Origin of the sequence: Pedobacter heparinus, assembly GCF_032678725.1 — a bacterium.
In the GTDB taxonomy this organism is placed as follows: Bacteria; Bacteroidota; Bacteroidia; order Sphingobacteriales; family Sphingobacteriaceae; genus Pedobacter; species Pedobacter heparinus_A.
In genome coordinates, this window is the sequence record NZ_JAVTSC010000002.1 from 462,548 (window position 1) to 484,174 (window position 21,627).

General features: G+C 42.2%; 15 protein-coding genes and 1 tRNA gene. 14 read left to right on the forward strand and 2 right to left on the reverse strand.

Annotation, left to right across the window (positions count from 1 at the left end):
• The first annotated feature begins 80 nt into the window (after positions 1-80).
• From R2Q85_RS05325 to R2Q85_RS05370, 10 genes are all read left to right on the forward strand, one after another.
• Complete coding sequence (locus tag R2Q85_RS05325; RefSeq protein WP_316810706.1) at positions 81-3,164, forward strand: SusC/RagA family TonB-linked outer membrane protein; 3,084 nt, start codon at positions 81-83, stop codon at positions 3,162-3,164.
• A 12-nt stretch (positions 3,165-3,176) separates the two neighbouring features.
• Entirely contained in the window at positions 3,177-4,796 is a 1,620-nt protein-coding gene (locus R2Q85_RS05330; protein WP_316810707.1) for a SusD/RagB family nutrient-binding outer membrane lipoprotein, read from the forward strand.
• Between the two features lie 10 nt (positions 4,797-4,806).
• Positions 4,807-5,604, forward strand: a complete 798-nt coding sequence (locus R2Q85_RS05335) for a DUF4397 domain-containing protein (protein WP_316810708.1) — start codon at positions 4,807-4,809, stop codon at positions 5,602-5,604.
• A gap of 41 nt (positions 5,605-5,645) precedes the next feature.
• Positions 5,646-6,641 (forward strand): phosphodiester glycosidase family protein, encoded by a 996-nt coding sequence (locus R2Q85_RS05340; protein ID WP_316810709.1) that lies wholly within the window; start codon positions 5,646-5,648, stop codon positions 6,639-6,641.
• 349 nt (positions 6,642-6,990) lie between these two features.
• Positions 6,991-10,401 (forward strand): TonB-dependent receptor, encoded by a 3,411-nt coding sequence (locus R2Q85_RS05345; protein WP_316810710.1) that lies wholly within the window; start codon positions 6,991-6,993, stop codon positions 10,399-10,401.
• A gap of 18 nt (positions 10,402-10,419) precedes the next feature.
• Complete coding sequence (locus tag R2Q85_RS05350; RefSeq protein ID WP_316810711.1) at positions 10,420-12,228, forward strand: RagB/SusD family nutrient uptake outer membrane protein; 1,809 nt, start codon at positions 10,420-10,422, stop codon at positions 12,226-12,228.
• Between the two features lie 37 nt (positions 12,229-12,265).
• Positions 12,266-13,696: a DUF4623 domain-containing protein gene (locus R2Q85_RS05355; RefSeq protein ID WP_316810712.1), complete on the forward strand. Its 1,431-nt coding sequence runs from the start codon at positions 12,266-12,268 to the stop codon at positions 13,694-13,696.
• Between the two features lie 31 nt (positions 13,697-13,727).
• Positions 13,728-15,176 carry a glycoside hydrolase family 10 protein gene (locus tag R2Q85_RS05360; protein WP_316810713.1) on the forward strand — a complete coding sequence of 483 codons (1,449 nt, stop codon included), beginning with the start codon at positions 13,728-13,730 and terminating at the stop codon, positions 15,174-15,176.
• Positions 15,177-15,304: 128 nt separating this feature from the next.
• Entirely contained in the window at positions 15,305-15,520 is a 216-nt protein-coding gene (locus R2Q85_RS05365) for a hypothetical protein (protein ID WP_316810714.1), read from the forward strand.
• Between the two features lie 77 nt (positions 15,521-15,597).
• Complete coding sequence (locus tag R2Q85_RS05370) at positions 15,598-17,298, forward strand: S41 family peptidase (protein WP_316810715.1); 1,701 nt, start codon at positions 15,598-15,600, stop codon at positions 17,296-17,298.
• 6 nt (positions 17,299-17,304) lie between these two features.
• On the opposite strand, the gene R2Q85_RS05375 is transcribed toward R2Q85_RS05370, so the two are convergent.
• Together R2Q85_RS05375 and R2Q85_RS05380 are read right to left on the reverse strand one after the other, a co-directional pair.
• Positions 17,305-17,634 carry a 2Fe-2S iron-sulfur cluster-binding protein gene (locus R2Q85_RS05375; protein ID WP_316810716.1) on the reverse strand — a complete coding sequence of 110 codons (330 nt, stop codon included), beginning with the start codon at positions 17,632-17,634 and terminating at the stop codon, positions 17,305-17,307.
• 3 nt (positions 17,635-17,637) lie between these two features.
• Positions 17,638-18,648: an NAD(P)/FAD-dependent oxidoreductase gene (locus tag R2Q85_RS05380; RefSeq protein ID WP_316810717.1), complete on the reverse strand. Its 1,011-nt coding sequence runs from the start codon at positions 18,646-18,648 to the stop codon at positions 17,638-17,640.
• Positions 18,649-18,780: 132 nt separating this feature from the next.
• Between R2Q85_RS05380 and R2Q85_RS05385 the strand changes: the two genes are divergently transcribed.
• The 4 genes from R2Q85_RS05385 (at position 18,781) to R2Q85_RS05400 (ending at position 21,565) form a co-directional block, all read left to right on the forward strand.
• Complete coding sequence (locus R2Q85_RS05385) at positions 18,781-19,527, forward strand: UDP-2,3-diacylglucosamine diphosphatase (protein ID WP_316810718.1); 747 nt, start codon at positions 18,781-18,783, stop codon at positions 19,525-19,527.
• 165 nt (positions 19,528-19,692) lie between these two features.
• A complete protein-coding gene (gene prfA / locus R2Q85_RS05390; RefSeq protein WP_316810719.1) occupies positions 19,693-20,766 on the forward strand; it encodes a peptide chain release factor 1 in 1,074 nt (357 codons plus the stop codon).
• An 86-nt stretch (positions 20,767-20,852) separates the two neighbouring features.
• Positions 20,853-20,926, forward strand: a tRNA-Asp gene (locus R2Q85_RS05395).
• 303 nt (positions 20,927-21,229) lie between these two features.
• Positions 21,230-21,565, forward strand: coding sequence for a hypothetical protein (locus R2Q85_RS05400; protein WP_316810720.1), 336 nt, complete (start codon positions 21,230-21,232; stop codon positions 21,563-21,565).
• The last annotated feature ends 62 nt before the right edge of the window (positions 21,566-21,627 follow it).

The following is a 21,627-nucleotide window of genomic DNA, read 5'->3' on the forward strand; positions in this document are numbered from 1 at the left end:
ACACAACTAATGATCTAAACAATGCTAAAAAACTAAACTAACAAACCAACCACCACATTACCTAAACTAAATTGAAAATTATGGAAAAAAAATTACTCATGCTTTTCATGGGGGCTTTTTTGTTGGTGTCACAAACTATGGCACAACAAATTACTGTTTCCGGTAAAGTAACTTCTTCTGAAGACGGAGGTGTTGTCCCTGGAACTTCTGTTTTAATTAAAGGGACAAAGACCGTCACCCAAACAAATTCTTCTGGTGCGTACACTATACAGACTAAGGCAGGAGATATTCTTGTTTTTAGCTACATAGGACTGCTTTCTCAGGAAAGGCCAGTTGGAGGCAACTCAATAATCAATGTTGTACTGAGCCCGGATTCAAAGGGGTTAAATGAGGTTGTGGTAACTGCATATGGAATTGAACGCGACTCTAAATCATTAGGTTACTCTACACCTAAGGTGAGTGGAGATGAGGTTTCTCAGACACAAAGAGAGTCGTTTTTCAGTGGCTTGCAGGGGCGTGTTCCGGGTTTGTCTATCAATCCGACCAGCGGTGATCCTGGTGCATCTTCGCAAATAGTATTGAGGGGCTTTGTATCGGTAAGTGGAGATAACAGTCCGCTCATCGTAGTTGACGGGTTGCCTATCGATAATTCCATTATCAATCAGACTAATGATTTAGTAGGAGGAGCAGCCAATCAAAACTCGGATTATTCTAACCGTGCCGGCGATGTCAACCCTGCAGATATTGAAAGTTATACCATCTTAAAAGGACCGGAAGCAACGGCCTTATATGGAAACCTTGGTGCCAGTGGCGCCATCCTGATCACTACTAAAAAAGCAAAGGCAGGTAAGGGGTCTATTACCTACAATACCAATTTTAACGTATCTACCGTGGTTAATATGCCGGCGGTACAAACCAAATATAATCAGGGCCTGAATGGTATATATGCTGCCAATACTACAGTTTATGGGGGGCCGGTTTATCCGGAAGGCACCAAGCTTTACAATAATTTTGATTCTTTTTTTCAGAACGCATTGTCTCAGCAGCAAAACCTGTCGTTTGAAGGGGGAACCGAAAAATATACCTATAGATGGTCCAATCAATATGCTACATTTAATGGTACAGTGCCCAATACAAGTCTGGATAAATTCTCTTCCCGCCTAACCGCAGAAGGGGAAATTGCACCCTGGTTGAAACTGACCACATCTTTTAATTACATTAACAATAAAAACACAAAGCCAACTAAAGGTGTTTCGGGATACTTGGCCACTTTGCTGCGTTATCCGCCAAGATATGACATCAACTACTGGCAGGATGAATTTGGTAACAGGGTATTGCGTATAGCCGACATTTTCAGCGAGTTTGACAATCCTTTGTGGACTGCCAATAAGAACGTTGCTACAGATGAGACCAACCGTTTTACGGTAAACAATACCTTTCGTATCAGACCTGCCAAATGGCTGAACATTAATGTGACAATGGCTGCAGACGTTTCCAATACTGCTGGTTTGAAGGCCTTTAATGCGCAGTCCTATTCGGGTTCTGGTGATCCTGATGACCCGGCGGGGGGAAGAATTACAATTTATGATAGAAAAACAAGGATATTAAACGGATCTGTTGTTGCATCTGCTAACCATAAGATCGGGAATTTCAGTACAACTTTTGTTCTGGGGGGAAATATATCAGACAATTACATCAACACCAACTCCATGTCTGGAGAGAAAATGTACGATCCTAATTTTTACAGTATCAACAATACCTTACCAACAACACAAAGAACACGTAACTCAATTAATAATTATAGGAATGTTGGTGCTTTTGCACAAGCCGTTTTAGGTTACAATTCCCTGGTTTATTTAACACTGTCAGGTAGGGTTGATGGCGCTTCCCGTTTAATGCCGAATGATCCATATTTTGCCTACCCATCTGCCAGTTTTGCTTTCAATTTTACGGATCTTGAATATTTCAAAAAAATAGATTGGATAACCGGGGGTAAACTCAGGGCTTCGGTAGGTTTGACGGGTAAGGAACCCTGGAAGACCTATGCTATTCTAACTAATTTGACAGGAAAAACCTCAAGCGGAGGTGGTTTTGCCTATGATTATTATGGTGGAAACAGCACACTCAAACCTGAAACAACAATTAACTGGGAAACCGGCTTTGACCTGAGAATGTTTAAGGACAGGCTGAGTTTAGATTTTACCTATTACCGTTTATTGAGTAAGGAACAGATTATCCGCCCGAGGATCAGCTATGCAACAGGTTATGTACTGCGGATGATGAATGGTGGAGAAGTCCGGAACCAGGGGATTGAGATCCAGGTTTTGGGCTCACCGGTACGGCGCAAAGATTTTGGCTGGGATGCGACGGTAAATTTTGCCCTGAACAGGGGTAAAGTGATATCTATAGCGGATGAATTGCCGGAATTGTATGATTCCGATACCTGGGTGCTCGGTGGTTTACGTTCTGCCGTATTTCCTGGTGCAAGTATGACAGCTATAGGTGGGGTTCGTTTTGACAGGAACAGCCAGGGCGACATTTTGATCAATCCCGCAACAGGACTTCCTTATACAACCGGTGAAACCTACGAAGTTATTGGTGATCGCCAGCCTAAATTTACGTTTGGTATCACCAATAACATCAGGTATAAAAGCTTTAACCTGTCCTTTCTATGGGATTTCCGTATTGGAGGTGATATCGTAAACGGTACAGAGTATGTAAACTATACACGAGGCATCAGCACCAAAACCCTTGACAGGGAAGAGCCCCGGGTAATAAAGGGCGTATTAAAAGATGGTCTGGAAAATTCTGGTAACCCTACACCAAACGCCATTGCAGTGACCCCCTACTTAAACTCTTTATATTATACCACGAACGTTTCAGCCGAGATGTTTGTGGAAAAGAACATCAATACCATCAGACTGAGAGACATCACCTTAAGCTATGTTTTTCCTAAAACGGTATTCAAAAGCCTGCCTTTTCTGCAGAGCGCAAGCGTGTTTGCAACATTAACAGACGTGGTGTTATTTACCAATTATTCGGGTATGGACCCTGAAAGCAATTCAAATAATGCCTCTTTGGGTGGAGCAGGTGGCATGGGGATCGATTATTTTAACATGGGCAGACCCTTAACTGCAAACTTTGGTCTGAAATTAAAACTTTAAATGCATAAGACAATGAATACGATAAAAAGATATAAGATAGTTCTGATCCTGTGCCTGATTTTAATGAATGCTGCAGGATGTAAAAAATTTCTTGATATAAATAAAGACCCTTCAGATCCCCAGATTGTAAGGGCTGAGTTTCTACTTTCACGGCTCATTTTTCAGATGGCCAATGGCACTTCTCAGGATTATATGCAACTGATGAGGCTGACGCAAAACTTTACGAATACAGATGCTAATGATTTGTATGAACGTCATGGCTTCCCGGCTTCTCCTTCTGACGTTACTGGAGTGATCTGGCGGATGAATTATGCTGACTTTGGTTTAAATATAGAAGACATGATCAAGGATGGCATCGAAAATAAAAAATATGAATACGTTGGAATAGGGTATGCCCTAAAGGCATGGGGATTCCAGATGACAACAGATATGTATGGTGATATTATCCTGGATGAGGCATTTAAAATCAATACTTTAACTTTCCGTTATCAAAGCCAAAAGGAAGTTTATGAAAGGGTAAGGGAATGGAGCAATCTGGCGATAAAATACCTGAATATGCAGAGCCCTCTGGATTACAAGCCCGCGCTTGCCGGTGCATCTGGTGATTTTATGTACAGGGGCGACATGAATAAATGGAAAAAATTTGTTTATGGAAATCTGGCGCTCCATTACAATCACCTGGTGAATAAGCCCAATTATGCTTCAACCTATGCAGACAGCGTACTCAAATATGTTGAGCTGTCATTTATAAACACTTCTGAAGACGCGACGGTGAAGTTTACTGCGAGCGGTTCCGATGACGCGAATGTATTGGGTGCTGATTTTGGCTATGTAAATAACATGAGGATCTCCAAGACCATTTTAAGTCTCCTGACAGGGGGAGTAAGAGGCGAGCCCACAGTGGATACTACAGCATCGAAAGATCCGAGACTTGCCAGGATGTTAACTCCGGCGCAAACAACGGCTACCAGTCCTGCATTTTATTACAGAGGGAACACCCCGACTAAAGGAACGGTTACTGTAACAGGTGTGCCTGGGACGCCTTTTGTATTAGGAACGTTTACTGGAAATCTGGTAGGTGGTTATCCCGGAAAGTATATTTTCAGCAATACCTCCCAATATCCGATTATGTCTTTTGCTCAGCTCCAGTTCGCGAAAGCGGAAGCCTTGTTCTTAAAAGGAGATAAGCAGACCGCATTAACTACCTATCAGGGCGCAATCCGTGCACATATGAGCTTTGTAAATACTTATGGCAATGGCGGGTCAGACTTTAAGGCCATTACTCCTGCAGAAATTGAACCCTATATGACTTCTGCTGAAGTTGCCCAGAACATAAGCCAGTTTAAAATGTCTGACATCATGAACCAGAAATATATCGCGCAATGGGGCTGGGCAGGATTGGAGCAGTGGTGTGATCTAAGAAAATACCATTATGATCCGGCTGTATTTACGCAGTACTATCAACTAACCGGTAGCGAATTTGCGCCTAATAACGGGGGTAAGTACGCTTACCGTTACCGTCCGCGTTACAATTCTGAATACATCTGGAACAAAAAGGAAATAGAGCGCATAGGCGGATTAGCGCCGGATTACAATACTAAGGAGACCTGGTTTAGTACTGCTGAAAATTAAAATTATTGTCATGAAAATATTCGAAAATTTATTAATAATATTTTGTTCGCTGCTGTTTTTATCCAGTTGCCAGAAAACCGTTGGGGATTATGGTGATGTCCGGAAATTTGGTGATGAGCAACCCCTGATTAAAATTAACTATGCATCACCTTATAAGGATGACCGAATGGTTATTGTGAAGTTTAATGGGAAACGGGTAACTTCCCAGATCCAGAACCGTACCCCATTTCCGGGTGGAGGATACAATACCCGCGGAGATGTAAGGGCAGATTATTTGACGGTAGATCCTGGCCAGGTAAAAGTAACTGTTGCCATGCCTTTTAAGAAAGACAACGGATTGGACTCTCTTGAATTGTACAATACCACCATTAACATTGAAACCGGCAAAAAATATGTGATACATATTGCCGATACCACCAATTTTACAAAATCAGTGCTAACGGAAGAGAACTTCTTAAAGCCAGATTCTGGTTATGCGGTGTATCGCTTTATCAACCTGATGCCAAACGTACCTGCAGTAGATTTATATTACGGGCAAAGTGCTACGGTACATACTGCGGACCGATTGGTAGCAGGAAATATCGGGTACCTGCAGATCAGCAATTATATTACGCTGAACAGGCAGGCCGGCAGAACATGGAAAATTCGTGCTGCCGGTGCCGCACTGACTACGGCAACTGTTCTGGCTAGTTATACAAGTGCAAGCAGCTTGTTAAACCAGCGTACCTATACGGTTTATGCCCATGGATATTCAGGAAAGACCACTGCCACAGAAAAACCTTATGTGTCCTTTTTCCACATCAGGTAGGGCAATTTGTTTTAAGTAGAACGCTATAAGATGTTACGAACATGAAGAAATTATTTAAGTTGATTTTGAAAGATATAAAAGCTGAAACAATGTTTTTCAGTTTTAAGAGTGCTTTACTGGTACTGGCTCTTACAATCGTATTTTACGGATGTAAAAAAGACAAAAAAGAAGGCGGAGATACGGAGACACCACCAGAGGAAGTGGTCGATAATGTGATTGAGCCACTTACCAAAAAGATTATGGACAACAGTACCGTGATCGGGACCTTTATTTCTGACGAGACGGGTTCTGTTACTGCCGGGATAAAGGTGACCAGGCTGGCTTTTCTGCGGAAAGACAAGTTGCCGGTAAGTATCTTTATTATGGAGGCTGATATGAAAACACCAAAACTTGAAATCCAGGCTTTGGCCCCGTATAACGACTACATTAACGGCTTGCAACGACTTTCTGAAATGTGCAGGGACAATGAAATTCCAGGGACAAATATTGTTGCTGCAGTTAATGGCGATACCTTTACTACAACAGGTGCCCCAAGTAGTTTGTTCTATATCAATAACCGCGTATACTTAGGTACTGTTGCAACAGGAAGAACCTTTTTTGCTGCATTGAATGATGGAACGATCGCTATTGGAGGAAAGGATACAAAAGGAGTAGAAAGGCCAGTTGATAAAGCCCAGGTTAAGAATGCTGTAGGCGGAAACCAATGGCTGGTAGACAACAATGTTAAAGCGACTTTGACAGACGCTACCATCACAGCCAGAACTGCAATTGGGTATAATACCAGTAAAGTAATTTATGCTGTGATCGTGGATGGATCGCAGGCAGCCTATTCCAATGGTTTAACACTTATTGATCTAAGAGATGTAATGGCTGCTCTTGGCGTAAAGGATGCAGTAAATCTTGATGGTGGCGCTTCTTCTACATTGGTGTCTAAGGATATCACTACAGGGAAATGGTTTGTTTTGAATAGGCCTGCGATGGCACTTAACACAGAAAGGCTTATTGGAAATGGAATTGGTTTTGTATTGAAAAACTAGACTGTATTTGTAAGTTTATTATTAGGAAGGAAATCGTAAGATTTCCTTTCGTTGTTATTTTGCAACCCGGGCTTTCAAAGAATATAGTCGCTGGCCTATTAAGAACTGTAATTGCGGTTTGCGGAAGTTTGCGTATTTATGCGGTGTTTATTGCAGGTTAGATTAAAAAAGTTTGCGGTTTATTGCGTTTTATGGAAAACATTTCCTTTCTTTACTAAAAGATTACAAATAATGCGGGTTATTGCTGGTTTGTGATTAATTAAAAAGCTTACAGCCAAACCGACAACTAAACAAATGCTCATCATCAACCATAATTATTCAAAATTTATTTAACCAAAATCTGCGTTTTATGAAAAGAAGATTACTCATACTGTTCTTGAGTACATTTTTGCTGGCTATCCAGGCGATTGCCCAGCAAATTACAATAACAGGTACGGTTTCGTCGGCGGACGGGCCAATACCAGGTGTTTCCATCCGGGTAAAGGGAACTGCCGTAGTTGCACAAAGCAACAGCGATGGAAAATACTCCATTAAGGCTGAACCAAATGCTGTTTTGGTTTTTAGCTATATCGGTTATACCACTGTAGAGAGAAACGTTGCTAATGGCAGCACAATTAATGTAAGCCTTACTGCTGACGCTAAAGGGCTTGACGAAGTGGTTGTGGTAGGATACGGCACCCAAAAGAAAGAAAGTTTAACAGGTGCAATTACCTCTGTTGATGTTGCTAAAGTATTTGGCAACCGCCCGATAGCTGATGTAGCCAGAGGTTTACAAGGTGCAGTTCCGGGTCTTTCGATAGTGGTGCCCAGTGGCGAGGTAGGCTCAGACCCGATTATTAAGATTCGTGGCCAGTTTGGTTCGATAAGTGGAAACAATACTCCGTTACTATTAGTAGATAACGTAGAACTTCCCAGCATCCAGTATATAAATCCCAGTGATATTGAAAATATAACTATCTTGAAAGATGCTGCCTCAACTGCTATCTATGGTTCGAAAGCTGCTTTTGGTGTAGTTCTAATTACCACAAAAAAAGGAGCTAAAACCGATGGAAATAAATTTACCTATTCCAATAATTTTGTGTGGCAGTCTCCATTTAAAGAATTAGATGTTGCGGGCGTTGATGGTTTGGAATATACCTTGGATGCACATGAAAACATGAAGCAGGTTGGTCCTGCCGGAGGTTTTTGGCGCATTGATAGAGCGAGTTTTGCTAAGATTAAAGAATGGCAGACAAAATATGGCGATGTGGTTGGTAATAATGATCCTGTTGTCTATGGTCGTGACTGGTTTTGGGACGGCGCTCAAAAATTCGGATATCGGATTTATGATCCGGTAGAAGCAATGATAAAAGATCATGGTCTGTCTCAAATCCATAACCTTGGCCTAAACGGGAAAAGTGGGAATACAACCTATAACCTAAGTGTAGGTTATTTGGGGCAGGAGGGGATGATGAAACCTGCCAAGCATGATGATTACAAAAGATTTATCCCATCACTATCTTTATCAACTAAAGTTAACGATTATTTAACGGTTCGTGGTGGAGTAAGATATGCAGATGCGACAAAACGGAATCCAAATTCGTTAAATTCAGGTGGTTTCGCAGCCGATCCCTGGTTATACCTGTATCGTTGGAGCCGATTATTTCCAATTGGTGTACAAGAGAATGGCCAGGATATCATTGATCCTGCTTTCTCGGCCCGGATGTCAAATGATCAAATCCGTGCCAATAAATTTTTGAACCTAACTTTGGGAACAACAGTTAATATCACTAAAGCCTGGGATGTACAGGCAGATTATACTTATAATACCGAAAATGAATTGAGAACATCTTCTGTGCCTTATGTGCAGGGCCGTACAACCTGGTATGGTGTTGAAGCGCTCAAAGATGCCGCTGGAGCACAGGTATATGTTGATGAAAATGGCGATGTCACCAGTACAGGTGGCATGCCGGCGTATCAGTTTCCGTTAACAGATCATACAGTAAAGGCTGATACTTATTTTTCTCAGGATAATTTCAGGTCACGACGAAACACGTTGAATGTCTTATCAAACTACAATCTGGATTTAAATGATCACAAGATCAAGTTTTTGCTGGGAGCTAACATCGTTGGTCTTGACTATTCCAGTCAATATTCAACTCGCGGTAACCTGTTAAACAATGATAATCCACAGTATAATTTTGCTGTTGGAACAGAAACTTCAGGAGGAACAGCCAACTGGGATTCTCAGGTTGGGTTTTTTGGAAGAATTAATTATGCATTTAAAGATAAATACCTGCTTGAAGCCACTTTGAGGCGTGATGGCTCTTCGAAATTTCCAACACGTTTGAAATGGCAAACTTATCCTGGGGTTTCGGGAGGTTGGATCATCTCGAACGAAGATTTTTTGAAAGATGCAAAATCTGTATTGAGTTTCGCAAAACTTCGTGCCTCATGGGGTTCAATTGGAGATCAGTCGGTGGCTAATTCTTTATATGTGCCAGTTATGGGGATTAGCAAAAACTCATGGTTAGGTGGTGGTGCCCTTCCTAATTTTCAGTTGGGTACCCCGCCTCCGGTGTCTCAAAATGTTTCATGGCAAAATATTGAACACATGAACCTGGGGGTTGATCTGAGATTCTTTGATAGTAAGTTTGGCATTACCGCTGAAGTGTTTCAGCGATACACCCGGGATATGATTGTTGCAGGTGAAGCAATGCCTGCTACCTATGGGGCCGCAACCGCACCTCGGAGTAATTTGGGAGAGGTTAGAACCAGGGGCTGGGAATTAAGTTTAGATTTTAATCATCAATTTGACAATGGCCTTCGTTTAAGCATTGACGCAAATCTGGCAGATGCGGTATCGTTTATTACAAGAGGTGAGGATTATAAAGACGCTCCGGCAAATAGACGGCTCTCGACAGATTATTCTACAGGTCAAAGGTATGGTGATGTATACGGTTTTGTAACCGATCGGTTATATCAAAAAGAGGACTTTGTTTATGATGCTAACGGTAAGTTTGTGCAAACAAATATTGTGTATAATGGAAACAGCAGAACAACGAATAAGCTCGTTGGAAATAATCCTGTTTATCAAACTTATTTCGAAGATGGTAACCAGACTTTGTTGATCAGCCCGGGGGATGTAAAGTTTGTGGATATCAATGGCGATGGCTATATCGATGCTGGGGACGGCACTTATGGCAATCTTGGTGATAGGGTAGTTATTGGAAATACAACCCCGAGGTATCAATATGGCTTCCGTTTGGGTGCTGATTACAAAGGGTTTGATTTATCCGTTTTCTTCCAGGGTGTAGGGGAAAGGAAAATTTGGGGTAATGGACAACTGGCCATTCCCGGATATTTTGCCAAAGAAGGCGCAATGCCACAGGCAATTGCTGGCGATTATTGGAAACCAGACCGTACTGGTGCATTTTATCCAAGAGCATGGAATTTGGGGGGTGCCAATGAAGGATATGTGATGAGGCCTCAAAGCAAGTACATGTTAGACATGTCTTATTTGAAAATAAAGAACATCACGGTTGGTTATAACTTACCTGCTGCTTTACTTAAAAGCGTTAAGTTGGCGAGTGCACGCGTTTATGTTTCGCTGGAGAACTTTATTACGTTTGATAATTTGAGAGGATTGCCGATTGATCCGGAGGCGATTTCAGGAAATTCTATCTTAGGTTCAACTAGTTCAAATTATAATTTAGGCCGTACAGGTACCTCAAATCCTGCATTTAAGTCGGCTTCTGCCGGGCTTCAAGTTGGTTTTTAATTTAAAGGGAGAAAGAAAATGAAAATAGCATTTAAAATAGTATTCGTCTTTTTAGTAATCATTTCTTCTGGTTGTAAGAAATTTTTAGACAGACCGCCTTTGACCACCGAAACGGATGAAACAGGTTGGACGAGCGAAGAAAAACTGCGTCTTTACGCAAACAAGTATTATACAGATTTTTTTGATGGTTATGGAAATGGTTTCACAACCACTGGCGCACCACTTGTAGGTTATACCAATAGTGATGATATGGTTGTTCAGGGAAATCAACTCAATTTTACGCGTTCGGTTCCGAATACCGGCATTTGGAGCTATGCTACTATCCGCTCCATTAACATCATGTTAGACCGGATAGAGACCAAAATGTCAGGAATTTTAACACCTGTCGCAAAGGCACATTGGCTAGGCGTAGGGCGGTTTTTCAGGGCATACAGGTATTCAGAATTGGTACAGGCCTACGGAGATGTTCCTTACTATGCGCGAGAGGTATTTGATTCAGAGCCGGATGAATTGTTTAAGGCCAGAACACCACGCAATGAAGTGATGGACCAGGTGTATGACGATTTGAAATTTGCATTGCAAAATGTGCGGTTGAACGATGGAGAGCAATTTGTGAATAGATATATTGTTGCAGGCTTTGTTTCCAGATTGGCATTGACAGAAGGTACCTGGCAAAAGTATTATTACAAGAATAACGCACGGGCCCAGAAATTTTTAGAGCTGGCTGTTGAAGCTGCTGATCTGGACATTTCAAGCGGCAAGTACGATATCGTCACCGATTATAAAACACTATTTACTTCTAAAGACTTAAAGGCAAATAAAGAATGTATCTTATATAGAGGTTATGATCCGGCTGCCGGAGTTACCCACGCTATTGCATCTTATGGTAATTTAGCAGAATCAACACTTAACGGGCCTACCTCAGATTTAATTAAATCTTATATTCTTAATACTGGTGGCGTATGGCAGAATGCAAGTCCTGCAATACAAGATTTTAATCTGGACAATATGATAAAAACCCGTGACTCCAGGTTTGAAGCAACTTTTTACAGTAAACCCAGTCTGTTAAACAGAGGTTCCTTTTACTATATTACCAAATTTTTGCCACGGGAGGTAGAGAAACGTACGCAGGTAGACCTTTTGGGTATGCCGCCGGAATTCACCGGGGATAAAAATGAAACTGATGCCCCTGTGTTACGCTATGCCGAAGTTTTGTTGAATTGGCTTGAAGCTAAAGCCGAATTGGCTACCCTTGGTGGTACCGCTATAGTGCAAAATGATATAAATAAAACTATCAATAAAATCAGGCTCAGACCTTTGGCACAAGAAGCAATAGACAGAGGAGTAGCAATGACTGCTCCCCTTAGTTTGGCAGCTCTTCCAGCAGATCCAGGTAGAGATCCACAAGTTTCTGCTTTATTATGGGAGATCAGAAGAGAGCGCAGAATGGAATTTGCCTTTGAAATTTTCCGTTTGGCAGATTTGAAGAGATGGTCTAAACTGGAATATATGGATAATGACCTGAACACGGATTTAATATCTGGAGGATGGGTCGATTTTCCGGCACAACTTCCTGCTGCTTTAACTGCTGCGAATGTTGGTAAAGTCGCTGTGCTAAGCTTAACTGGAACAGAGACCATTTACAATGGGACCAACGCTGTAGCTATGAAAGGCTTTTATAAAAATACCGTAAATAAGAACCGTTTGCCATTTTTAAATCAAGTCAATATAAATCCTTATTTAACACCTATCGGAATTTCAGAAATCGACTTCTACACGTCCAAGGGGTATAAATTGCAGCAGACACAAGGCTGGCCTCAAAACTAAAATTATATAAGCTTTATTATTAATAATAGACGATCATATGAAACTAACATATAAAACATCAAAAATTTGGCTCCTGGCGACCTTTGTGGGGCTGCTAACCCTGGCTTCATGTAAGGATGATTTCCCGGAAGCGATGGACACCTCTTCCAAGATGACTGTTTTAAATTCAATTAAAATAGTTAACGCCGGAGCAAACGGGACTACTGTGCTGGAGGGAATTGTTGATGAAGATGCGAAGACAGTCTCATTCCCCAGAATAGACCCCGGTACCAATTTCTCCAATCTTAAATTTGAGGCTAATGTATCGGAGGGCGGTAAGTTGAGCAAGGATACTTATCCGGTTGTATTTGAAGAGGGGAAATCAGAGCAGACGATCACCATTAAAGTTTTAAATTCTCCGCGTTATCGCGATTATTTTGTTAAATTAAGGTTAAAAGTACCGGTTTTCGGAGCTGATTTTGAAAAAGGAACTACTTTTGACTTTACCAGCAATCCATTAGGGAACCCAATCCACGATGCCTTCACCGGTGCATTAACCCGGGGTAGTGGGTTTGACGGACAAAAGGTTTTGGTTGTCAGAAGAGAAGCGCCACATTTGTTGAACGTATCTGAACTGAAAGCCGGGACAGTCAACAAAATTCTTTTAAATATGTCCGGGGTTTCGCAAGGTACCTTTATTACTAATATGGGCGCCCAGGTAAATGGACATACTTATATTGCAAATCTGTCTGGTAACACAGCTGCCAGTCCTTTAAAAGTTTACCATTGGACTGACCCTGCCGTTGCTCCACAGGTAATCGCCAATATAAATGTTGGGACCATAACCGGAGCGGGAGTTAGGCATGGCGACAATTTTTCAGTAAGCCTGGATGACCAGGGGAATGGCTATCTCTTTTTTGGGGACAATGCCGGTGCAAAAATACTAAGATTCGATGTTGCTAATTATATAACGGTTAGTAATCCCGTTGCTTTTGCAGTTCCAGTTACGGGAGCCGGGTCTTGGACCTCCTACAATCGGATTGGGAATACCAGCGAGTATATATTTACTGGTCACGATGCACCTGTCGCATTGGTGTCCGAAGGGGGAGCAGCTGCATTTACCATGAGTAGAACAGCTATTCCTATAAGAAGTTCAGACGCTCGTGTAGTTAATTTTAATGGTGAACGCTATCTGATTGTAACCACAGCAGCGAGAACTGGTTCGGAGGCTACTAATTTCATGGTTTACGACATTACGAAAGGCGCAGATGTAAAAGAGGCATTGACCAACTTAAATAATCAGCCTGTTGTTAATGCGGTATTTAACTATTCATTAATGGGGCCTGTAAATACCTCGCCATCTTCGCAAACAGGTTTTTATGTCAAAAAAGATGGGGCAGGTAACGATCTGTCTTTAATGCTTTATGCTGGTGCAAGTGATGCAGGGTTTGTATTTTTTGAATTTCCAAAAAAAGTAGCTTTAGATTAATCAGTAATGAAATTAGTATAAAAATTAAATCATGAAAAAAATCCATTTACATCTGGTGGTAGTGCTGGTATTGGCCCTGCTGCTGAATGCCTGTAAAAAAGGCGGTAATGAGCCAACGCCAGATCCTCCCAAGCCGCCAGGAGAAACAGGCGCTCCAATTTTCCCTAAAAAAGAAATGAGAGCGGTTTGGATTGCCTCGGTTTATGGTTTAGACTGGCCACAAGGTGCATATAACATGGCAAGCCAGAAACAACAGTATATCAACTATCTCGAAAAATTTAAAGCACTCAATATAAACGCCATTTACTTTCAGGTAAAGGGAATGGGAGATGCCTTTTATAATTCAAGTTATGAGCCCTGGAGCGCAGCTATTACAGGAACGAGAGGAGTAGATCCAGGATATGATGTGCTCAAATTTATGATTGATGAGGCTCATGCCAGGGATATTGAGTTTCATGCCTGGATGAACCCCTACCGGATCGCAACCCGTGCGAGTGCAGCCAGCTCATTTCCTGCTCTTCATTCGGCTGTTAAACCAGAATGGGTAGCAGACTTCCCAACGATACGAATTTATAACCCTGCATTGCCCGAAGTGAGGCAACGACTGGTTGATATTGTCAAAGAAACGATAACGAAATACGATGTGGACGGGATACATTTTGACGATTATTTTTATCCGGAAGGAGAAACATTTGCAGATCAGGCAGATTATACAAAGTTTGGTGCAGGTATAGCTACTGTCCAGGATTTTAGAAGAGAAAATGTGAATAAAGCGATAAAGGGGGTGTATGATGCCATAGTGGCGACTAAACCAGGTGTTATCTTTTCTGTTTCACCTGCTCCGGAAATCACCAAAAATTTTAACACGCTCTATGCTGACGTGAAGAAATGGAATCAGGAAGGTTGGGTAGATGTGGTTATCCCTCAATTGTATCAGGAGGTAGGAAACCAATACAATGATTTCCAATTGCGGCTTGCTGAATGGACTAATAACAGCTTCAAAGCTGCATTAATGGTAGGCCATGGTTTTTATAAGTTTGGAGACCCAACTATGCCTGCTGCGTTCCAGTCGTCGGCAGAATTGCAAAGACAATTTGATCTGACTAAACTGAATACAAAAGTTATAGGAAATGCAATGTACAGTGCTAAATATCTTGATATGAACAAGGTTGGTATTACGGATAAGCTTGCTGCTATTTACAAAGATCCCGCTGTTATGCCATTTTTAGGCCGTAGTGTTGCTGCAGCTCCAGCCGAGGCTACAAACATCAGGATAGAAAATGGAGAACTGAAATGGAATGCTTCAGGAAATGTGAAATCTGTTGTGTATTATTTTTCTGATTTAAAGAAAGAAGGAAAGGTACTGACGATAACTAAAGGAAACAGCATTTCAATTAACGCAATTGGATATTATTCTGTTTCAACGCTAAATACCGATAGCCAGGAAAGTAAACCATCCGCTGTAATGGAGAAAAAATAATCTGCCAGACTTAAATGTCTGATCAAATAGGTGTATTCAGGCCCCGGCTATCCAGTCGGGGCCTTTTGTTATTAAAAGGAGCGCTTTGCTCTCAAAAATTTTCCTACTTTTGCTGCAAAGTACATATTATGGCAAGTTTTACGCTTACTCCTGAAACCTGGAAAAAGGTTAAAATTAAATTTCTGAGAAAATACCGTGACCTGGCCCAGGTAGAGCTTGCCTTTACTCCCGGACAGGAAGACCAGCTGGTTGTACAGCTGATGGACCTGGTGAAAAGAGACCGTGCTTATGTGGAGTTTACCATCAATAAGGCCTTAGCTGATCCCGAGGGCAACAGACTTTAATTTGCCGGCTTGTTCTTGATATACAAGGCTTTTTTGTAAATTTACTTCAACAGATCGATGAACCCCATCTGCTTCCGATGAAAACATACAAAATTGCCGTAGCCGCTCTCCTTGTTGCTTTTGCTTCTTTAACCTGGTCTTTTAAGGAAGACCTGTTCCAGGTATCTAAAAACCTGGATATATTTGCTTCCCTGTATAAGGAAATCAACATCAATTATGTAGAGGAGACCAATCCTTCCAGCCTGATGCGCAGCAGTATTGATGCCATGCTGGAAAATCTTGACCCTTATACGGAGTATGTGCCCGAATCAGAGGTAGAGGATTATAAACTGAAATATGTAAGTACCCAGTATGGTGGGATAGGGGCCAGTACCATCTTTATAGAAGGTAAGCTCTTTGTGAATGAAGTGAATGAAGGGTATCCTGCGGATAAGCAGGGTGTAAAACCAGGTGATCAGCTGGTAAAAATCAATGGCACCGAAGTTAAGGGTAAAGACAGGGCACAGGTAAGCCAGTTGCTGAGAGGCCCAAAAGCATCAGCTGTAGACCTGCTGATCATCAGGGACGGTGCTTTAATCACCAGGAACCTGATTCGTGACGAAATTAAACAGCCCAACGTATCCTATTCCGGAATGACGGCAGATCACATCGGTTATATCCGTTTGGATAAATTCTTAGAGAATTCTGCCCAGGAAGTTAAGGATGCCGCGCTTGTACTGGGCAAGCAGCAACCTAAGGGGATGATCCTCGATTTACGGTACAATGGGGGTGGTATATTGCAGGAAGCGGTTAAAATAGTAAACATTTTTGTAAACCGGGACATTTTGATCGTCACTCAAAAAGGGCGAAATCCGGAAAAAACCATTACCTATAAAACACTTAACCAGCCCTTATTTCCGGACATGCCCTTGGTGGTACTGATCAGTGGTGCTTCTGCATCCGCTTCTGAAATTGTTGCCGGTGCATTTCAAGACCTGGACAGGGCCATAATTGTCGGGCAGCGAAGCTATGGCAAAGGTCTGGTTCAGCAGACGTTTAAACTGCCATATAACAGCCTGGTAAAGGTTACAGTTGCCAAATACTTTACCCCTTCGGGCAGGTGCATCCAGGCCCTGGATTATGCACATAAGGATGTGAACGGCAAGACCATCAAATTTGCCGATTCAGTGATGAACAAGTTCAATACCAGGACAGGGCGTAGTGTATACGATGGAAATGGGGTTTATCCGGATGTGCTGGTGAACACGCCTAAACTTAGCCCGATCACCATTTCCCTGATCAATAAGAACCTGTTTTTTGATTATGCCAATACCTATAAAAAGAACCATAAAGAAATTGCCCCTGCAGCCTCTTTTCAATTGAGCGAAAATGACTATGCCGCTTTTGTAAATGGCATGGCAGGAAGGGATTATTCCTATACTTCACGCACAGAGCGCTTGTTGTCCGACCTGAGAACGGAAGCGGAAAAGGAAAATAAACTGGCTGCGGTTAAAGCCGACCTTGAGGACCTGAAGGAGAAAATGCTTGGCGCGAAGAAAACAGACCTTAGTACTTATAAAGCCGAGATTAAAAGGGTACTCGAAACACAGATCGTAAGCCGTTATTATTATGATAAGGGCAAGGTGGTTCAGGCGTTTCAGTACGACAAAGAACTGAACACGGCAAAAAGCCTGTTAAATAACAACGACAAGATGCTGGCTATACTGAAAGGTGAGGGGGAGTATAAAACAATAGGCAGCCCTATCAAAACAATAGCAGCTGCCTCTGATCATAATTAGTAAATATTATTCTGCGTGATGGAGCTTTACCACCAGGCCATCCATGGCAGGGTTCAACTGCAGCTGGCAGGCCAGTCTGGAGTTGGGCAGCACATCTGGTAAGGTATCCAGCATCGCGTATTCATCATCGCTCATTTCATTTAACTGGTCTTCGCCTTCTAATACATCTACGCAACAGGTGGCGCAAAGTGCCATGCCGCCGCAGGTAGCCAGGATATCATATTCGCAGGCTTTAAGGTATTCCATCAGGCTTAAGCCCATATCTACCGGCGCTTCCAGTGTAGTACGGCTGCCGTCAGGATTTTGTACGTGTAGGGTAATGTTGTTTTCTTCCATGTTTTAAAACTCTGATACCCCATTTACTGTGGTGTATTTCATGGTATATTTAATTCCAGGGTTCATGTATTGATAAGCGCTGTGGCTCATCAGGGCTGCTTCATGGAAACCGCATAAAATCAGCTTCAGTTTATTGGTATAGGTGTTGATGTCACCGATGGCGTAAATGCCCGGGATGTTGGTAGAGTAATCATCCGTGTTCACTTCAATAGCACTTTTGCTGATGTTCAGGTTCCATTGTTCTATAGGGCCCAGTTTAGGGCTCAAACCAAATAACGGGATCAGGTGGTCGGCAGCAACCGTTGTGGTTTCCAGGCTCTTGTTATGGATCAGTTCCACGCTTTCCAGTTTCCCGTTACCGTTTACGGAGTTGAGGTTGCTGTTCAGTACCAGGTTAATGCGGCCGCTTTCAGCCAATTCCATTACCTTGTTCACAGAATCAGGGGCGCCGCGGAAGCTTTCGCTGCGGTGAACCAGGGTCAGTTCCTCCACAACATCTGCTAGAAATATAGTCCAGTCCAAAGCAGAATCACCACCACCGGCGATGACCATTTTCTGTCCGCGGTATTTTTCAGGATCAAGGATCATGTAATTTACACCACGTCCGTTCTCGAACTGCTCCAGGCCGGCAACTGCTGGCTTGCGGGGTTCGAAACATCCCAGTCCGCCTGCAATAACGATTACCTTGGCTTCTATAATGGTGCCCATATTGGTGGTCAGTACAAAATCGCCCTCACCACGTTTTTCCAGGCCCTCAATGCGTTCTCCTAAAGTAAAACCAGGATGGAAAGGCTTGGCCTGCTCCATCAGGTTGTCGATCAGCTCCTGAGCCAGGACAGTAGGGTAGCCGGGAATATCATAAATGGGTTTTTTAGGATATATTTCAGAAAGCTGCCCGCCAACTTGTGGAAGGTAATCTATTAAATGACAGCGCATTTTTAATAAACCTGCTTCAAAAATCGCGAATAAACCCACAGGTCCGGCGCCAATGATGGCTATATCAGTAGAAATCATAGTTTAAATTTTGTGCGAATTTACGAACTTTAGTTATTAATAAAGATTCTATTTTGTAATATTCTATTAAGCCTGTAGAGTTTATTTAAGGGTGCATGGCAGATAATATTAATTATCTTTGCGCTTTGATCCATGAAAAAGAACATTTATTTCGCTTCAGATTTTCACCTTGGCTCGCCGGACCATGCTTCAAGCAGGCAGCGGGAAGACCGCATCCTGAGGTGGTTAAATTTTATAACGCCTTCCTGTAGTGAACTGTTCCTGATGGGCGATATCTTCGATTTCTGGTTTGAATACCGTATGGTAATCCCCAAGGGTTTTGTACGGCTGCAAGGTAAACTGGCCGGGATGACCGATGCCGGAATAAAGGTCTACTTCTTTAAAGGCAACCATGACATGTGGGTGAATTCCTATTTTACAGAAGAAATGGGGATAGAAATCGTGAGTGATGAACTGGTGATGGAACGAAACGGAAAGCGATTCTTTTTACATCATGGTGACGGATTAGGACCTGGAGACAAAAAGTATAAATTATTAAGAAAGATCTTCAGAAACCCGGTTTGCCAGTGGTTGTTTGCCTTAGTGCCACCCAGGATCGGTTTGGGAATTGCCAACTGGTGGTCTGGAAACAGCCGGCTTGCCAGCAGTAAAGAAGAAGTTTTTGAAAGTGTGGACCAGGAATGGCTTGCTGTTTATGCGAAAGAGCTATTGTTAAAAACGCATTTTGATTATTTTGTTTTTGGCCACCGGCATTTGCCCCTTAATATTGATCTGGATGGCAAAAGCAAGTATATAAACCTTGGGGAGTGGATAAATTTCAATTCTTATGCGGTATTTGATGGCAATGATTTAAGCCTGAATTACTTTGAAAAAGAATAAGATGTTGCAGGGCCTGTAGGGTTATGCCAATAATTATTAGTGGTATTAAACGAAAAAACCTATTTTTGTTGTCCAAAATAAAAACCTTTTAGCTGATGAAGATCTTATAGAAAATGGTCTTTTGTGGTGGAAGAGGAATAAATTGTATTTCCTGAAAAAAAGAATATGTTAGAGAAATTAGAAGCAATTAAACTGCGTTGGGAAGATGTGGAAGAGCAATTGAGTAATCCAGATACGATGCAGGATATGAAGCGCTTCGCTGCTTTGAATAAAGAGTATAAGGATCTGGGTAAGATTGTGGAAGAATATAAGGTCTATAAAAATGTGATGAGCAATATAGAGGCCAACAAAGAGATCTTAAGTACCGAGAAGGATGCTGAAATGCGCGAAATGGCGAAAGAGGAACTGGACCTGTTATTGGTACAGCAGGAAGAGCTGGAAGAAAAAGTACGCTTAATGTTAATCCCGGTTGATCCGGAAGATGCAAAAAATGCGGTATTTGAAATCAGGGGTGGTACAGGCGGCGATGAAGCTGCGCTGTTTGCCGGAGATTTGTACCGGATGTACAGCCGTTTCTTTGAGCAAAAGGGCTGGAAAGTTGAAACTGTTGATGTTACAGAGGGTACCGCGGGAGGTTATAAGGAGGTGATTTTGAAAGTTAGCGGAGAAGATGTTTATGGACAGCTCAAATATGAGTCTGGTGTACATCGTGTACAGCGTGTGCCGGATACGGAAACCCAGGGCCGGGTGCATACGTCAGCTGCATCTGTAGCGGTGTTACCGGAAGCGGAAGAAATTGATCTTTACGTTAATCCTGCAGATATTGACCTGCAAACATCGCGCTCAGGAGGTGCAGGTGGTCAGAACGTGAACAAGGTGGAAACCAAAGTGCAATTGACGCACAGGCCATCGGGCATTGTGGTGGTTTGCCAGCAAGAGCGTTCTCAGCTGGGCAACCGGGTTATTGCTATGGAAATGCTGCGCAGTAAGCTTTATGATATCGAGCTGCAGAAGAAAAACGGGGATATAGCTGCAAGACGGAAAACAATGGTTTCAACCGGCGACCGCTCAGCAAAGATCCGTACTTACAATTATCCGCAGGGAAGGGTTACTGATCATCGCATCGGATTGACATTGTATAACCTGAACAACATCATGGATGGCGGGGTGCAGGAACTGATTGATGCCTTGCAGTTTGCTGAAAATGCAGAGAAACTAAAAGAAGGTGCTGTAATTTAAGGGATTGCGATTATTTTAAAAAATAGTTTGTAAATATAAATAAACGCTCTATATTTGCAATCCCGAAACGAAAGAGACGGGAAAACGGACCGGTAGTTCAGCTGGTTAGAATGCCGCCCTGTCACGGCGGAGGTCGCGGGTTCGAGTCCCGTCCGGTCCGCAACTTAAAGTTTAAGTCATTAAAAGCGCACTATACAGTGCGCTTTTTTTGTTTTCATAGCATTAGTGCTTTTGGCACAATGTCAGATTTAGGCGGTATTGCCGTAAATGACCCAAGTCTAACCGAATGCAGAGATTTCTACGTCAGTTATCATAAGATAAGAGCAGTATTTAAGAAATCTCCTATGGTATCCCGCGTTTTTTACAAAAAAAACAATTCAGGCATAAATAATATTTTTCATATTACTTGCATTAGTAATAATATTTAATAACTTAGAAGTGCCAACTTTAACCTAAACCAACATTGAAACCACTCTTTTATTTTAAAAACTCAGAATTTGAGTTTATTGGATACAGATTTTTCTTTCTGGCAATTTTTTTATTGCTTTTTTATAAGGGGACTTACTGCCATGACAGGGGCGAAATCCTCATTTACTCTTTGGGAGAGAACAATCTGAAGACCAATCTGAAAGCCGATCATGATAAATATCGTGTTGTTAATAACCAACTGGCAGCGACTTATAATACCGCTTCAAAAATCAGTGTCCTGAACGCCCGGAAGAAGGCGGAAGTTTATTTCGGGGATTTTATGACACTGTTTTCGGCATATGGTCTTATTTTTCAAAAAACGGGTACGTAACCGTGTATATTACTTCTTTGACAAATATTTTAAATAAGCAATTAAAGGAACATCATCCGCCC

What these genes read in the sequence shown, in the direction of transcription:
- R2Q85_RS05325 (WP_316810706.1), top strand. Translation starts at nt 81, where the DNA reads ATGGAAAAAAAATTACTCATGCTTTTCATGGGGGCTTTTTTGTTGGTG.
- R2Q85_RS05330 (WP_316810707.1), top strand. Translation starts at nt 3,177, where the DNA reads ATGAATACGATAAAAAGATATAAGATAGTTCTGATCCTGTGCCTGATT.
- R2Q85_RS05335 (WP_316810708.1), top strand. Translation starts at nt 4,807, where the DNA reads ATGAAAATATTCGAAAATTTATTAATAATATTTTGTTCGCTGCTGTTT.
- R2Q85_RS05340 (WP_316810709.1), top strand. Translation starts at nt 5,646, where the DNA reads ATGAAGAAATTATTTAAGTTGATTTTGAAAGATATAAAAGCTGAAACA.
- R2Q85_RS05345 (WP_316810710.1), top strand. Translation starts at nt 6,991, where the DNA reads ATGAAAAGAAGATTACTCATACTGTTCTTGAGTACATTTTTGCTGGCT.
- R2Q85_RS05350 (WP_316810711.1), top strand. Translation starts at nt 10,420, where the DNA reads ATGAAAATAGCATTTAAAATAGTATTCGTCTTTTTAGTAATCATTTCT.
- R2Q85_RS05355 (WP_316810712.1), top strand. Translation starts at nt 12,266, where the DNA reads ATGAAACTAACATATAAAACATCAAAAATTTGGCTCCTGGCGACCTTT.
- R2Q85_RS05360 (WP_316810713.1), top strand. Translation starts at nt 13,728, where the DNA reads ATGAAAAAAATCCATTTACATCTGGTGGTAGTGCTGGTATTGGCCCTG.
- R2Q85_RS05365 (WP_316810714.1), top strand. Translation starts at nt 15,305, where the DNA reads ATGGCAAGTTTTACGCTTACTCCTGAAACCTGGAAAAAGGTTAAAATT.
- R2Q85_RS05370 (WP_316810715.1), top strand. Translation starts at nt 15,598, where the DNA reads ATGAAAACATACAAAATTGCCGTAGCCGCTCTCCTTGTTGCTTTTGCT.
- R2Q85_RS05375 (WP_316810716.1), bottom strand. Translation starts at nt 17,634, where the DNA reads ATGGAAGAAAACAACATTACCCTACACGTACAAAATCCTGACGGCAGC.
- R2Q85_RS05380 (WP_316810717.1), bottom strand. Translation starts at nt 18,648, where the DNA reads ATGATTTCTACTGATATAGCCATCATTGGCGCCGGACCTGTGGGTTTA.
- R2Q85_RS05385 (WP_316810718.1), top strand. Translation starts at nt 18,781, where the DNA reads ATGAAAAAGAACATTTATTTCGCTTCAGATTTTCACCTTGGCTCGCCG.
- prfA (WP_316810719.1), top strand. Translation starts at nt 19,693, where the DNA reads ATGTTAGAGAAATTAGAAGCAATTAAACTGCGTTGGGAAGATGTGGAA.